General features: G+C 73.7%; 12 protein-coding genes. 5 read left to right on the top strand and 7 right to left on the bottom strand.

The features are described from left to right. Positions 1-41 precede the first annotated feature (41 nt). The gene (locus tag OIU81_RS23850; protein ID WP_443074160.1) at positions 42-1,364 is read right to left on the bottom strand and encodes an FAD-dependent monooxygenase; all 1,323 of its coding nucleotides are present in this window, start codon (positions 1,362-1,364) and stop codon (positions 42-44) included. A gap of 127 nt (positions 1,365-1,491) precedes the next feature. On the opposite strand from OIU81_RS23850, the gene OIU81_RS23845 reads away from it, so the two are divergent. Next, positions 1,492-2,283, top strand: coding sequence for a TetR/AcrR family transcriptional regulator (locus OIU81_RS23845; protein WP_329151110.1), 792 nt, complete (start codon positions 1,492-1,494; stop codon positions 2,281-2,283). Here OIU81_RS23845 and OIU81_RS23840 read toward each other — a convergent pair. After that, positions 2,280-3,401, bottom strand: coding sequence for an alpha/beta fold hydrolase (locus OIU81_RS23840; RefSeq protein ID WP_329151108.1), 1,122 nt, complete (start codon positions 3,399-3,401; stop codon positions 2,280-2,282). The two genes, OIU81_RS23845 and OIU81_RS23840, sit on opposite strands and share 4 nt — an antisense overlap. A 397-nt stretch (positions 3,402-3,798) precedes the next feature. On the opposite strand from OIU81_RS23840, the gene OIU81_RS23835 reads away from it, so the two are divergent. The 3 genes from OIU81_RS23835 (at position 3,799) to OIU81_RS23825 (ending at position 5,589) form a co-directional block, all read left to right on the top strand. Beyond that, positions 3,799-4,176 carry a PadR family transcriptional regulator gene (locus OIU81_RS23835; RefSeq protein WP_329155319.1) on the top strand — a complete coding sequence of 126 codons (378 nt, stop codon included), beginning with the start codon at positions 3,799-3,801 and terminating at the stop codon, positions 4,174-4,176. Beyond that, on the top strand, positions 4,173-5,189 hold the full coding sequence (locus OIU81_RS23830) for a hypothetical protein (RefSeq protein WP_329151106.1): 1,017 nt from the start codon (positions 4,173-4,175) through the stop codon (positions 5,187-5,189). Before OIU81_RS23835 ends, OIU81_RS23830 begins: the two co-directional genes overlap by 4 nt. Before the next feature lie 106 nt (positions 5,190-5,295). Beyond that, positions 5,296-5,589 (top strand): hypothetical protein, encoded by a 294-nt coding sequence (locus tag OIU81_RS23825; protein WP_329151104.1) that lies wholly within the window; start codon positions 5,296-5,298, stop codon positions 5,587-5,589. A 126-nt stretch (positions 5,590-5,715) separates the two neighbouring features. Here OIU81_RS23825 and OIU81_RS23820 read toward each other — a convergent pair whose 3' ends face one another. Continuing rightward, positions 5,716-6,795 (bottom strand): rod shape-determining protein, encoded by a 1,080-nt coding sequence (locus OIU81_RS23820; protein WP_329151103.1) that lies wholly within the window; start codon positions 6,793-6,795, stop codon positions 5,716-5,718. 148 nt (positions 6,796-6,943) lie between these two features. Further along, entirely contained in the window at positions 6,944-9,106 is a 2,163-nt protein-coding gene (locus OIU81_RS23815) for an FUSC family protein (protein ID WP_329151101.1), read from the bottom strand. A gap of 268 nt (positions 9,107-9,374) precedes the next feature. On the opposite strand from OIU81_RS23815, the gene OIU81_RS23810 reads away from it, so the two are divergent. Continuing rightward, positions 9,375-10,394, top strand: coding sequence for an alpha/beta hydrolase (locus OIU81_RS23810; RefSeq protein WP_329151099.1), 1,020 nt, complete (start codon positions 9,375-9,377; stop codon positions 10,392-10,394). Between the two features lie 69 nt (positions 10,395-10,463). Here OIU81_RS23810 and OIU81_RS23805 read toward each other — a convergent pair whose 3' ends face one another. The 3 genes from OIU81_RS23805 to OIU81_RS23795 form a co-directional block, all read right to left on the bottom strand. Further along, a complete protein-coding gene (locus OIU81_RS23805; RefSeq protein ID WP_329151097.1) occupies positions 10,464-11,324 on the bottom strand; it encodes an ABC transporter permease in 861 nt (286 codons plus the stop codon). Further along, positions 11,321-14,017 (bottom strand): alpha/beta fold hydrolase, encoded by a 2,697-nt coding sequence (locus OIU81_RS23800; protein WP_329151095.1) that lies wholly within the window; start codon positions 14,015-14,017, stop codon positions 11,321-11,323. The genes OIU81_RS23805 and OIU81_RS23800 overlap by 4 nt, the downstream gene beginning before the upstream one ends. Positions 14,018-14,139: 122 nt before the next feature. Beyond that, the gene (locus tag OIU81_RS23795; RefSeq protein WP_329151093.1) at positions 14,140-14,763 is read right to left on the bottom strand and encodes a GNAT family N-acetyltransferase; all 624 of its coding nucleotides are present in this window, start codon (positions 14,761-14,763) and stop codon (positions 14,140-14,142) included. Between the last annotated feature and the right edge of the window lie 122 nt (positions 14,764-14,885).

The raw sequence follows: 14,885 nt of genomic DNA, 5'->3' as shown, positions 1-14,885 counted from the left end.
GCCGCCGGGGCGCCTGGGCCGGCCGCGCCCCGCGCGCCCCCTCACACGGTCCGTATCCCGCACCCCCTTCCCGTGGAACCCATCCCGCCGGCGGACGCCGCGGTGATCAGCGACGGGTAGTCGGGCAACTCGACGGCTGCGGAGAGGTCATGGCCCGCCCCCAGCATGGCGGCGCGCGCGGCCGGGTCGTTCAGGAGGGCGTTGCGGGCGTCCATGGCTTCCTGGGTGGGCGGTGCCAGGAATTCCCCCGCGCCGCGGCCGCCCTCCTGGCACCGGGTCACATAGGGGCGCAGCGTGCGTTCATAGCGGGCGAAGGCCGTGACGTGATCCCCGCCGGCGAGGGCGAGTTCACCGGCGAGGACATAGGCGCCGACGACCGCCGAGCCGGTGCCCATCCCCCCGACGGTGGCGCCGTGGGCGGCATCGCCCAGGAGACCGACGCGGCCCCTGGACCACGTCGGCACATCGACCCGGCTGATGGCGTCGAAGTACAGGTTCTCGGCGCCCCGGAGACTCTCGATCAGTTCCGCGGTCCGCCAGCCGGCCCCCTCGAACGCCTCGGCCACCGCCTTCTTCTGGGACCGCAGGTCGCGCCGGTCGTAGGAGAGTTCCTCCGCGGCGAAGACGCAGAAGGCTTCGCCGGTATAGCCCGGTTCCTGGGCGCGGCGGGCCACCCGGCCGACGGTCACCAGGCGGCCCGGCTCGCCGTAGCCGACCTGACGGGCACCGAGGTCCCCCGCGTTTGCGGGCAGATCCCAGGCGGCGACGTAGTAGCCGAGGTGGCTGACGTATGCGCTCTCGGGGCCGAAGGCGAGCCGGCGCACGGTGGAGTGCTGGCCGTCGGCGCCGATCACGAGGTCGAAGGTGCGCGGTGCGCCCCGTTCGAAGGTGACCCGCACGCCGTCGGCGGTCTCGGTGAGGCCGGTGAGGGAGTCGCCGAAGAGGTACTCGGGCGCGTCCCCGGGGGCGGCACCGGGCGGGGCCAGGCTGTGCTCGTAGAGGATGCGGGACAGCTGTGACCGGAGTATTTCGACGTCACCGCCGGCGAATTCAGCGGGCATGGCGGCGAGTTGCCGCCCCTGCTGGTCGATGAAGCTCAGCGGGGCGCCGCCGCACGTGCGGTGGCTCCTGATGTCCTCCAGGACGCCCATCCGCTCCAGGACCCCGAGGTGGGCCGCGCCGCGGAAGTCGACCGCGAAGCCGCCGTTCCGCAGGGCGGGGGCCAGCTCGACCACAGTGGTCCGGAAGCCGTAGCGCCCGAGCCAGTAGGCCAGGGCGGGCCCGGCGACACTGGCCCCCGAGATCAGAACGGTGCGCCCCGGCGGCACCGCCCCCCGCTCCCGGGCCCGTTCGGACCGCTCCATCCCGCCGTGCCCACATGCCGTGTCGTACGTCATCGCACGCTCCCCCGTCGATCGTCGGACTGACAGAAGAAACTGTATCCGATGGACGCAGTTCTGTGTACCCCAGACGCAGTTTTATGATGCGGGGGTGGCAGAAGACGACGAAAAGCGCGAAAAGCCCAGCGTGTTCGGAGATCAGGCAGGCAGCGTCGAGTTGCTGTGGGGCGGGCGCGAACGGCCCGGCCGGGGCCCCAAACCGGCCCTGAGCCTGGATCGGATCACGCGCACGGCGCTGGCCCTGGCCGACGCCGGCGGGCTCGGCGCGGTGTCCATGCAGCGGATCGCCGCCGCACTCGACTTCTCCAAGATGTCCTTGTACCGCTATGTGCCGGGGAAGACCGAGCTGGTCGCGCTGATGATCGACATGGCGATGGGGGAACCGCCGAACGCACCTGCGCCGGACACCCCGGACCTCCCCGGCCCGGCCCGCGCCGGGCGGTGGCGGGTGGCGCTGCGGGCCTGGGCGAAGGCGCTGGCGGAGGTCTACCACCGCCACCCCTGGCTGCTGGGCGCGGCCGTCGGCCCGCGCGTCATGGGCCCCAATGAACTCGGCTGGACCGAACGCGCCGTCGCCGCGCTCGCGGACACCGGCCTGAGCGGCGGCGAACAGTTCGACGCCGTGCTCGTGGTGAGCGGCCACATCCGGGCCCTCGCCCAGGTGTCGGCCTCGATGGGGCTGGGCAGCGCCCGGGCCAAGGAGCCCGAGCAGGTCATGAGCGCGGCGCTGAACGAACTGCTCGCCGGCCGCGCCGACCGCTTTCCCGCGATCGCCGCGGCCGTGGCCTCCACCGAGGCCGACCCCACTTCGCGTGACCAGGCCGGGGACTTCGGCCTGGAGCGGATCCTGGACGGCCTGGAGACCTATATGAGCGGGGCTTAGTCCGGGGTGCGGCCCGGGGCCTCGGGCAGTGTGTGCAGCCAGTCGGTCAGCAGGCGGTTGACCTCCTCGGGGCGTTCCTGCTGCACCCAGTGGCCACAGCCGTCGAGGATGTGGGAGGCGGACAGGCCCGGGAGGGTGTGGGGGAAGGCCTTGATGGCGTCGGCCATCCACTGGGTGGTGGCGTCGAGTTCCCCGCCGATGAAGAGCGCCGGCTGGGCGAGTGTGGCTCCCTTCCAGGCGGCGAGGTCCTCCCAGTCCCGGTCGACGTTGCGGTAGCGGTTGAGTCCGCCGGTCAGGCCGGTCCGCTCGAACTCTCCGGCGTAGAAGTCCAGGTCGGCCTCGGAGAGCCAGGGCAGGGGCAGCCGGATGTCCCCGGGGAAGCGGTCGGAGAGCTTCCCGCCCGGGGGGACGGAGAACAGGGCGGTGTCCCCCGGGTCGGACGACCGCTCGGCCTCGCCCGAGAGCCCGGCGTAGAAGCCGGTGAGCCAGCCGCGGACATCGGGCTCGATCTCCGCCTCCGCGCGCCCGGGCTCCTGGAAGTAGCTGATGTAGAACTCCCCGTCGCCGCCGAGCCGTGCGAAGGCCTCGGTGGGCCGGGAGCCGCCCCGGGGCGCGTAGGGAACGCTCAGCAGCGCGACGGCGGTGAAGACATCGGGCCTGAGCAGTGCGGTGTGGGCGGCGATCGGTGAGCCCCAGTCATGGCCCGCGATCACCGCGGTCTCCTCGCCGAGGGCGTGCACCACCGCGACGTTGTCGGCCACATGCGCCAGCATCCGGTAGGCGGCGACCTCACGGGGCTTGAAGGAACGTCCGTAGCCGCGTACGTCGATGGCGACCGCGCGATAGCCCGCCGCGGCGAGCGCGGGGAGCTGGTGGCGCCAGGAATACCAGGACTCGGGAAATCCGTGGACCAGCAGGACGAGCGGGCCGGTGCCCTGCTCGACGAGGTGGATGCGGCCGCCGGGGACCTCCACCGTGCGGTGCGTCGCCGCCGGCAGCGGGGCGGCGGACCGGTGCGGTCCCGGCGCCCCGCCGGCGGTGGACGCGGACGTCTCGGACGTCTCGGACGGCATGGACGACGCGGGTGGCGTGGACGGCGTCTTGGCGGGCTGCGGCATGCATTCCTCCTGGGGGTCGGCGGTGGAGCGGTGGAGTCGTGGAGTGTGGTGACTTCCGGTCGGGGCGGAGGACGGACGGCGGAGGGGGCGAAGGAATCGCGGCCGTCGCGGTCGGCAACTTCCGCTCGGACTCCCCGACTTGGTGTCCCCTCCGCCACGATCATGGCATTGCCGCGGGCGGGCGGACGGCGGGGGGCGACGCAGTGCGGACAGTGCCGGGGCGGTGTGGCCGGCAACGGGACGGGACGACCGGAGGCGGGGCGGCGTCGCGCCGGGCGATGGCGCCGGGCACCGTGTTCCCACGGCCCGCCCGACGGCGCATGGCCAGGTAGGCGACACTCCCCCTCTCCCCATATATCGGAAGGCAAGATATAGTGCCGGCATGGCTTCCAGGAGTATGACGCAAGCCGCCTTCTTCGTCCTCACCGCGCTGGTCGACGAACCGCGGCACGGCTACGGGATCGTGCAGGTGGTGGACGAGCTGTCCGAGGGCGATGTGCAGCTGCGGATCGGCACGTTGTACGGCGTGCTGGACCGGCTGACGGCCGACGGGCTCATCGAGCCGGACCGCGAGGAGGTGCAGCAGGGCCGACTGCGCAGGTACTACCGGCTCACCGACGCCGGCGGGGCGGCCCTGTCCGCCGAGGCGGAGCGGATGGCGGCCGGGGCGCGGGCAGCGACGGAGCGGATGGCCGCCCACCGCCCCACGCCTGCCGGGCCGGCCCCCGTGAGCCGCCCCGCGCGCCGCCCGGGCATCGCCGGAGGCACCGCATGACGACCGTGCTCGAACAGCGCTACCGCACCGTGCTGCGCCTGCTGCCCTCCTACTACCGCGCCGAGCGGGAGGAGGAGATGGTGGAGGCCTACCTGGAAGGGATCGACGAGCAGGACCGGGACGAGCTGCGCCCCGCCTGGGGCGAGGTGGCCAGCATCGCCGCCCTCGCCGTCCGCACCCGTATGGGCGCCGCCGGCGCCCCGGCCCGCTACGCCACACTCGGCGCGGTGGTGCGCCGGTTCGCGCTGCTGAGCGCGTTGCTGCAGGCGGCCTCCGCACTGACCGGACAGGCCCTCTTCCTGGCCTGGATGCGCGGTGCCCCTGCCCAAAACCGGGAGATGGCCCTGGACGGCTTCACCGGCCATGGCGCGCCGGCCGGGCTGTACGCGGTCGTGTGCTGGCTGCTTCCGCTCGCGTGGACGGTGGTCTACCTGGCGCTGCTGCGCGACCACCGGCGCACCGCCTTCACCTTCGCCGTCCTCGCGGCCCTTCCCCACCTGGCTTACGTGACGCAGCACCTGGGCGGCGGGCAGGACGCCCTGGTGTCCTCCTTCTCGCTCACGACTGCGGCGTTCGCCTGGCTGACCGTCCTCGCCCTGTGCTGCGGCTTCCACCGCGACGCCCCGCCCGCCCGGCTCCCGTTGGCGTCTCCCGGGCTCGTCCTCATGGGCACCTGCGTGCTCATGGGCGCGTCGAGCGTGGTGTGGCCCGGGAACGCGGACCAGGGGTGGGCCGGCGGTGCGGCGTTCATCGCCGCGGCCGCCGTGTGGCTGGTCGCCCGGCGCAGGTCGCCGCAGCACACGGGAGACCCCGCGCTGCCCCTCGCACTGGCCGCGCTCGGCCTCGTCGTGCTCGTGGAGCGGACGCTGAGCCTCGCGTTCCTGGCCCAGGACCACGCGCCCGGTTCCCTCATCACCGCCGCCACCGTGCAGGCAGGCGTCCTCGCCGCCCTGGCGGCAGCCCTGACCACGACCGGCACCCGCAGCCTGACCGCACGGTTCAAGGCCGGCTGACCTCTCCCGCCCCGTCGACGTCAGGCGGGAGAGGCTCCCGGCCGCACTTGGAGCCAAGTCCGCTCCGGATGCCCTCCGATGCAAGTCCCCGAGGGAGAATCACCGCATGACGACAACTGATCCCACACCGGACGCAGGGGCACCGCTCCACGTCGAAATCGTCCGCGACGGTGTCCCGACCCCCCTCGATGCCGAGGAGATCCGGGTCACCCTGCCGAACGGCATCGTCTTCCATCTGTCCCAGGGGCAGGACCCCGCCGGCTCCGTCGTGGCGAACATTCCGTCCGAGGGGCCGGACGCCGACGAGTTCTCCGTCTTCCTGCTGAGGCCGGGTGCCTCCAACACGCTCTTCCTCAACGCGGAACGGCACCGCCGCCGCACCGGGGAGGGGGGTGGCTGACCCGGGGTGCACCCCACCGGGAGGGGCCGCGACGCCGCGCCCCGGCGGACGGGCCGCCACTGCGAGCGGCCCCCGTACCGACGGCCCGTACCGACGGCCCGCGCCGGCGGCCGGCCGGCGCCACCCCTACAGCCGCACCGACTTCCTCGGCTGTTGCTTGGCGCCGGTCAGCAGGCCGTGCAGGCTGGCGAATTCGTCGACGCACTTGGCGGTGCCGTTGACCACGCAGTCCAGGGGCTCGTCGGCGACCATCACGGGGACACCCATCTCCTGGCGCAGCCGCTGGTCCAGGCCGCGCAGCAGGGCGCCGCCGCCGGTGAGGGCGATCCCGTGCTCGACGATGTCGCCGGAGAGCTCCGGGGGGCATTCGTCGAGGGTGCGGTGGACGGCCTGGACGATCGCGTCGACGGGTTCGGCGAGGGCGTCGCGGATCTCCTCCTCGGTGATCTCCTGGATCCGGGGTAGCCCGCTGACGTGGTCGCGGCCGCGGACCGTGTAGGAGGTGGGGCGGTCCTCGGCGCCGTCCTCGTCGGTGCCGACCGGGGTCCAGGCGGCCGAGCCGATCGCGATCTTGATGTCCTCGGCGGTGCGCTCGCCGATCGCCAGGGAGTGCTTCTTCTTGATGTAGGAGGTGACGGCGGCGTCCAGGGCGTCCCCGGCGACCCGTACGGACTGGGCGGTGACCAGGCCGCCCAGGGAGACGACGGCGACCTCGGTGGTGCCGCCGCCGATGTCCACCACCATGCAGCCCACCGGCTCGTCCACCGGCAGGCCGGCGCCGATCGCGGCGGCCATCGGCTCCTCGATGAGGTGCACCTCACGGGCGCCGGCGCCCTTGGCGGAGTCGACGACCGCGCGCCGCTCGACGCCCGTGATGCCGGACGGGACGCAGATGACCACCCGCGGCCGGGAGAAACGGCGGCTGGGCAGGGCCTTCTTCATCAGGGCCCGCAGCATCTGCTCGGCGGCGTCGAAATCGGCGATCACGCCCTCCCTGAGCGGGCGCATCGCGGTGATCCCGGACGGCGTGCGGCCGATGGTCCGCTTGGCCTCCTCGCCCACCGCGATCACCTCGCCGGCGGCGTTGACCGCGACGACGGACGGCTCGTTCAGCACCACGCCCTTGCCGCGGGCGTACACCAGGGTGTTGGCGGTGCCGAGGTCGATGCCTATGTCATACGTACCGGACGAAGTGCTGGACGCCATGGGGGGTTCGTGTGCTCTCTGGAGAGGGGAGGGAATACCGGGGCATTGCACCGCAGACAACCCCTTGGACTACCAATGGCGTTCATTGCGGGCAACTCATAAGACTACCGGGGGCTCGGATTGGTTCCCGTCGCCGCGGTCCGCCGCCTCATCCGCCACCGTTCCTTTCCGTGTCGCGTGACGTGTCGCGTGCCGTGTCGCGTGCCGTGTCCTGCGCCTCGTCCCCCGGGGCGCCGTCCGCTCCGGCCGGCTCCCGGGACAGTGCCTCGGCCAGGTCGTCGAGGGCGTCGACGAGCAGGTCCGCGGCGCGCAGTGCGACACCGCGGCTCTCGTCCTCCGCGTCCCATCTCTCCCATACGGCCCGCAGCTCGCTCCAGTTCACCTCGCCCCGTTCCCGGACCGCTTCGGTGGCCTCCTCCAGGGAGGCGCGCAGTTCGAAGGCGAAGGCGGTGGCGCCGGGCGAGGCGTCCGCGTCCCGTTCGGGGAGATGGACCTCCAGGATCATGGTGACCCGGCCCATGGTCGCCAGCGCGGCGCCGGCCGCCTTCGCCGAGGCGCGGGACAGTCCGCGGTGGCGCACGGGTTCCTTCTCGGCGCGGGCCTCGCTCTCCTCCCAGGCCGCGCGGGCCGCACGGGAGTCCAGCAGGGCGTCGCGGATCTGCCGGGGGCGGCGTTCGGCGGGCGTGGCGTAGAGATCGAACACAGCCAGGGCGTAGTGCCCGTTGGCCGCGAGCCAGTCGGCGAGGCCGTCGCGGAGCCTGGGCGTCTCCCAGGCCGGGAACAGCGCGTACGACAGCATCGCGAGCAGTCCGCCGACGAGGGTGAGCACGACGCGTTCCTGGACGGTCTGCTGCCAGCCCGCACCGGCGATGCCGAGCAGGAAGACCACATAGGCGGCCACGCACGCCGAGGTCACCGAGAAGCCCGTCCGCATCAGCAGATACATCAGCGCGACGCACACCACGGCCAGCGCGGCGCTGACGTACAGGCCGGGGTGGGCCAGGGCCATCAGCCCGCCCGCGACGCCGACGCCGACGAGGGTGCCGCTGAACCGGGCGACGCCCCGGGAGTACGTCTGGGCGAAGTCCGGGCGCATCACCATGACGGAGGCGAGCGGCGCCCAGTAGCTGTGGCCGAACGGGAGCACGGTGCCCAGCAGATAGCCGGCGACGGCGACGGCGGCGACCCGCAGCGCGTGCCGGAAGACATGGGATGTCCAGCGGGCCTCGCGGTGCAGGGAGCGCAGCGCGACCGGCACCAGCCGGGGGACGCTGGGGCGCAGCAGATGGCCGCGTTCGGCCTCGGTGGTGGGGCGGGTGGCCTCGACCGGCTCATCGGTGAGTTCGACGGCGTCGGCGAGCAGCGAGATCAGGCGGTAGGCGGAGCGGCGGGCGGCGCCGTGCAGCATCGGGCCGGTGGCGGGGACTTCGAGGACGGCCATCGCCTCGGGCGGCAGCCGCACCGGCCTGGCGTGCCGTACCGCGTGGGCGACGGCGTCCAGGACGGTGGCCGCGGCGCCCAGCAGATCGCGGGCGCGGTCCCGCTCGGGACCCTCCAGCGGGGCGCCGACGACCGGGTCGGCGAGAGAGGCGAGGACCGGGCGGACGCGTTCGGCGAGGCCGCGGGGGCCGTGCAGCTGTACGGGGCGCCGCCTGGCCTGACGCGGGGTCACGGCGGAGGCGATCCGGGCGTCCATCAGGGGCGCCGGGTCGAACGGGGCGACCGGGTCCTGCCGCAGCCGCCGCGCGTAGTCCGCCTCGGCGGCCAGCGCGTCGGCGAGCGCGTCGCGCTGGACGCCCCAGGGGCGGACCGGGAAGACCACGATGAGGGTAGCCTGCACGACGCCGCCGAAGAAGATCAGAGCGGCGTGCTGCAACGCGCCGAGGACGGACGTCGGCAGCGTGACGGTGACCAGCATGATCGCCACGGTCTGGGTGCCGGCCAGCCCCGCGACCGGGCCGATCGCCCACGCCATCCCGGCCAGGAAGGTCCAGCCGGCGAGGAGCAGCATGAACGCGAGGAGGTGGGCGGCGGCCAGATAGCCGAGGAAGGTGGAGACCGCGAGCGCGCCGGCGACGGCGAGCGCGAGCACCGGGCGCGGCCGCATGCTCCGCTGGAAGGTGACGATGCCGGAGGAGAACGCGCCGAAGGCGGAGGAGACCGCGAGGGTCGGATCGCCGCGCCACAGACACAGGCCGATGACCAGGGCGACGCCGACCGAGCCGCGGATCGCGATCAAGGGCGTGAGCTTGGTCCGCTCGATGGTCAGCCCCGAGCGGGCGGCGTCCTTGAGCGCACGCGACCAGGTCATGGCGACGAGGATACGGGCCTCGGACGGGGGTTCCCGGAGGGCGCCGGCGGACGGTGTGTGGGCCCGGCCCGACCCGCCGGCCGGGAAAATCCCGGTAAACCACCCTTCTGTTGAGCGTAAAACACCCCAGGTCAGGAAGGGGATGCTCGACTTCCGGACGGGTGGTGCGACAAAGCTGACACCCCGGAAGGGAAACCAGGCGCGGCTCCGGCCCCCTCTTGCTGGTCAGCCCGGACCATCCCCGGGTGTTCGACAAGGAGAAAGCCCCGTGCACAAAGCCCTGTTCCGTCCGGTGATCGCGTTGATCGCCCTGACCGTTCTCGCCGCCACGGCAGGCTGCGGCACCGGTGCCTCCCAGGCCTCCGCTCCCGTCAGCTTCGGCCCCAAGACGAGCGCCGCGCTGCACCGCACCCCTGCGGGGAAGCACTCGCTGGTGCAGTGGCCCACCCGGCCGATCAGCTTCACGGAGGAGAGCCGGGTCGGCGGGGCCGGCGGGAACACCCCGATCGGGGTGACCACCCTGCACGGCCCCAAGTCGGGCTTCACCGGCAAGGTGTGGGTGTGGGCACCGCCGGAGTACTACGAGAAGCGGAACGCCAACAAGGGCTTCCCGGTGATGGAGGCGCTGCCCGGCGCCTACGGCTATCCCGTCAACTACTGGATCGGCTCCGACCTCAAACTGGAGGAGAACCTCGCCCAGTGGTCCAAGAAGGGCACCAGCCTGCCGTTCATCGTCGTCATGCCGGTGCTCAACCCCAATGACAAGCAGTACTACGACGGCAGCGACATTCCGGGCCAGCCGAAGATCGGCACCTGGCTCAGCAAGGACGTGCCCGACCTCGTACGGCAGAACTTCCGCACCCTCAAGACCCGCGACGCCTGGGCGATCATGGGCTCCTCGTCGGGCGGGTTCGCGGCGCTGAAGAACGTGCTGCAGAACCCCGAGACGTTCAAGATGGCGATACCCAACGGGCCGGACATCGTGCCCGACTCGCCCCTGTGGAACGGCCACGCCAAGGAGGAGCGGGAGAACAATCCGGAGGTGCTGGCCCGCCGGCTGATCGCGCGCGGCGGACCGCCGGTCTATCTCGCCTTCCAGGACGGCTCCCGGGAGAACACGGTGCTGCCGAAGGTACGGAAGTTCATCTCCCAGTACGGGCACGGACCGGTGCACACCCGGCTGCAGATCGTGCCGGGCGGCACCCACAGCGCGGCGACCTACGTCCAGGGCTTGGGCGAGGGCACGATGCAGTGGGTCAGCGCGCGGATGACGGGGCCGACCGCCTGACCGGGCGGGACCGGGGGCGGGGCGCGGTGGCCGCCGCGTCCCGCCCCCGGTCCCGCCCCCGGCGCCCCGTCAGGACACCACGTCCTTCCGGGCGAAGCCGCGGAACGCCAGCGCGCACAGCACCAGCGCGCAGGACACCGAGACCGCCGAGCCCTGGATCATCCCGGACCACTCCGGCCGGGGCTGCAGGGCGTCCACCCAGGCGTACTGCCAGTGGGCGGGCAGCGCCTCGCGCCAGCTGCCGAGCGCGGTGACCTGATCGAGGACATTGCCGGCGATGGTCAGCCCGACGGCGCCGCCGACCGCGCCCAGCGGCGCGTCCGTCACCGTCGACAGCCAGAACGCCAGCCCCGCGGTCACCAGCTGGCTGACGAAGACATAGCCGGCGACCACCGCCAGCCGCGCCACCGCCTCCCCCGCGGGCAGCGCGCCGCCGGCGGGCAGTTGCAGCGGCCCCCAGCCGTAGGCGGCGGTGCCGACGCCCAGCGCGACCAGCGGCAGCAGCAGCATCGCGGCGGCGCTGAACAACAGCCCCACGGTGAGCTTGCTCAGCAGCAGCCGGGCCCGCGGGACCGGCGCGGCGAGCAGATAGCGCAGCGAGGCCCAGCTCGCCTCCGAGGCGACCGTGTCACCGCAGAACAGCGCCACCGGCACCACCAGCAGGAAACCCGCCGAGACGAACAGGGCGGTGGCCGTGAAGTTGGCCCCGGAGGCGGTGGCGGCGTCCATCAGGGTGATCCGGCCGTTGCCGCGGCCGCTCGGATCGCCGCCGACCGCGAACGCCACCAGCAGCACGAACGGCAGCAGCGTCAGGATCGCGGCGACCACCAGGGTGCGCCGGCGGCGCAGCTGGCGGCGGGCCTCGACGCGCAGCGGGAGGGTGCGGCGCGGGCGGTAGCCGGGCGCCCGCGCCGCCGGGGTCGCGGTCATCGGTCCCCTCCGATCAGGGTGAGGAAGGCGTCCTCCAGGCGGCGGTGCGGGCCGAGACGGTCCACGGCGATCTCCAACCGGAGCAGTTCGGTGAGCAGTTGGGTGGCGGTCGCGCCGTCCAGCCGGACCAGCAGCCCGTCGTCGGCGCGCACCGCCGAGGCGATCCCGGGCAGCGCTCCGACCTTCTCCACCACGGCGTCGGAGACCTCGTCCGCGACGCCGACCAGCACGGTGTCGCCGGATCCGGTGATCTCGGCGACCGGCCCGGCCGCCACCAGCCGCCCGCCGTCCATGACGACCAGATGCGTACAGCTCTGCTCGACCTCGGACAGCAGATGGCTGGAGACGATGACGGTGCGTCCGGCGGCCGCGTAGCGGATCATGACGTCCCGCATGGCCCGGATCTGCGGCGGGTCGAGCCCGTTGGTCGGCTCGTCGAGGATCAGCAGCTCCGGCAGCCCCAGCATGGCCTGGGCCAGCGCGAGCCGCTGCCGCATGCCCTGGGAGTAGGTGCGCACCGCGCGTGACAGGGCGTCGCCGAGCCCGGCGATCTCCAGTGCCTCGTCGACGTGGGCGTCGGCGGCGGGCCGGCCGGTGGCCTGCCAGTACAGATCGAGGTTGGCGCGGCCGGACAGATGCGGCAGGAATCCCGCCCCCTCGACGAACGCGCCGACCCGCGACAGCACCGCGGCGCCCGGCCGCACGGCCTGCCCGAAGATCCTGATCTCACCCTCGTCGGGCGTGATCAGCCCCATCAGCATCCGCAGGGTGGTGGTCTTGCCGGCCCCGTTGGGCCCCAGCAGGCCGAGCACCTGCCCCTTCTCCACCCGGAAGGAGAGGTCCCGCACGGCGTGGCCCGCGGCGGACTTCGCATACCGCTTGCTCAACCCGCTGATCAGCAGCGGGACTTCGGCCAGCGCCGGGTCGGGGGCCGGGGCCGTGCGCCGGCGGCGGCCGGTGAGCAGCAGCAGCCCGGCGATGACGGCGGCCCCGGCGGGCAGCGCCCAGGTCCAGGCGGGCAGTGCGGCGGGCGCGGTGCGCACCTGGGGAGCGGTGGGCACCTCGATGCCGCCGCCCCGCAACGAGACGGTGTAGGAGGCGGGTTCGGCCGGTGAGGCGTAGCCGAGGTCGGTGGCCGACAGCACCAGCCGCAGCCGGTGGCCGGCCGCGAACTCGTGGTCGACGGCGGGCAGTCGCAGCCGCACGGTCCGGCCGTCGCCGGTGCCCTTGAGGCGGTACGGCGTGACGAGCTGGGACGGCAGCACCTGGCGGCGGCCGTCCGGCGCGACGTCGTAGACCTTGGCGAACAGCACCGCGTCCGGGGTGTCGGACCGTACGTGCACGGTGGCGGTGGGGCTGCCGGTGAGCCGGACGGGGGTGCGCAGCGGCGCCGAGACGAAACGGGCGTACTGGCCGGCGAAGTCCAGGGACAGACCGCCCGCGCCGAGCGAGGAGAGGTTGCCGAGCGCGCCGACACCGGGCACCGCGGAGAGGGCGGGCGGCCCGGCGCCGGGCGGGTTGCCGAACGTCTGGGGGCGGCCGGCGAGGTGGATGCGCCGGGGGTCGTTGTCCAGGCCCGGATAGCGGTCCGCGCCGGCGCCGCGCAGCCGCACCGTGCCGTTGGTGGAGTCCACTCCCCCGGTGCGGCTGATCCGGAACGCGGGCCCGGTGTCCGCGTGCCGGTCGCCCTTCAGATAGCGGTCGAACCAGACCTTGGTCCGGCCCTCCAGCCGGGCCATCTCCCGGTCCCCGCCGTCGTGCCCGCCGGCGATCCAGTCGACGTCGACGGGCGCGCCGTTGTGGCGGACCGCCCGCCGGATGGCATCGGCCTGGTCCAGCGGGAACAGCGAGTCGGTCTGGCCCTGCATAAGCAGCGTCGGCACCTTGATGCGGTCGCCGACGGCCACCGGGCTGCGGCTCTCCAGCAGCTTGCGGGCCGCGGCGTCCGGGCGGCCGTGGACGGCCACCCGCTGATACATCCGGCACAGCTCGGGCTCGAACCTCCCGCAGCCAGGTTCGGCGGGCGGGCCGGTCGGCGTGCGGGTGGCGGTGCCCGCCGAGCCGGTGGTGAAGAAGATCCCGGCCCACAGCTTCTTGAACACGCCGTGCGGGAACAGTGCGTCGGCCAGGTTCCAGTACGTGATCTGCGGGGCGATGGCGTCCACCCGCCGGTCGTAGCCGGCCGCCAGCAGCGAGATCGCGCCACCGTAGGAGCCGCCGGCGACGCCCACCCGGGGGTCGCCCGCCTTGTCGAGCCGGACCTCGGGGCGCCGGACCAGCCAGTCGATCATCCGGCGCACATCGGCGACCTCGCCCCGTGGATCGTTCAGCCCGATCTTCCCGGTGGACTTGCCGAAGCCGCGCGCCGACCAGGTCAGTACGGCGTAGCCGTCCCGGGCCAGCCGCTCGGCCTGGGGGCGGAGGTTGGCCTTGCTGGCGCCGAAGCCGTGCGCGAGCAGCACCGCGGGGCGGCGCCCGGTGGTGCTGCTCGCGGTGAAAAAGGAGGTGTCGATCCGTACGTGCCGCGCGCTGCCGGGCCGGTCCGGCATCGTCAGGAACCGGTCCTCGCGGTGCACGGCGGGCGCGGCATCCGAGGAGGCGGACGCCCAGGTGCCGCCTCCTATGAGGACGGCCAGCGCGCCCACGGTGGCGTAGAGGCGCCGTCCACGCAGTCTGAGGGCTCGGAGTTCCATGCCCTGATCCTAGGGACGGGCCCCGGCGGGCACCCGGCCCCCCGGACCGTCCCCGGTGGCCTCCCCGGGGAGTAGGGTTCGCCGGCCCGGTACCGCGCAGGGGTACCGGGCCGGCGGGGACCTCACACCTGGGTGGGCGCCGTCAGGCGGAAGTACGCGTGGGTGTCGTCGCTCCTCCAGCGCTCCAGTCCGGCCTTCTCCAGGACGCGGCCGGACGCCGGGTTCGCCAGCTCGATGTCCGCGCACACCGTGTGCACGCCCGGTGCGGTGCGGGCGAACGCCACCATGGCCCGCGCGGCCTCGGAGGCGTAGCCGCGGCCCCTCCGGGACGGCACGATGCCGTAGCCGAACGCGACCGAGCCGTCGGCCGGCGGCCAGAACAGCCCGATGGCGCCGACCACCAGGCCGCTGTCCCGCTCCAGGATCTGCCGCTGGCCGTGGACGCCGCGCGCGGAGGGTGTTTCGGCGGTGAATCCGGCGATGACGCGGTCGCCGTCGGCGGGGAAGTCCGCGGCCCAGTGCGGCTGCCGCGACCCGTCGAGGACGGCGGCGAGTTCACCGTCGGACCAGGGCCGCAGCAGCAGCCGCGCGGTGCGCAGGTCCGCGTCCGCGTCCGCGGCTGCGGCTGCGTCTGCGTCTGCGTCTGCGTCTGCGTCTGCGTCTGCGTCCACGGACGGGGCGGCGGAGGCGAGGGAGGCGGCGGGATCGTGCGGGGCCCGGGACTGCGGCGACGGGGCGGCGGACATGGGTCACTCCTGGTCGTGGGACCCGGAGCCCGGGCGACGCCGCACCGTACCAACCGGCCCGCGCCCGGGCACAGTTGTTTTTCCCCGGGCCGGACAGAGCGGCCCCGGACGGCACGGACCCC

This window comes from Streptomyces sp. NBC_01454 (genome assembly GCF_036227565.1).
Lineage (GTDB): Bacteria > Actinomycetota > Actinomycetes > Streptomycetales > Streptomycetaceae > Streptomyces.
This window is presented reverse-complemented; position numbering and strand designations above follow the sequence as displayed.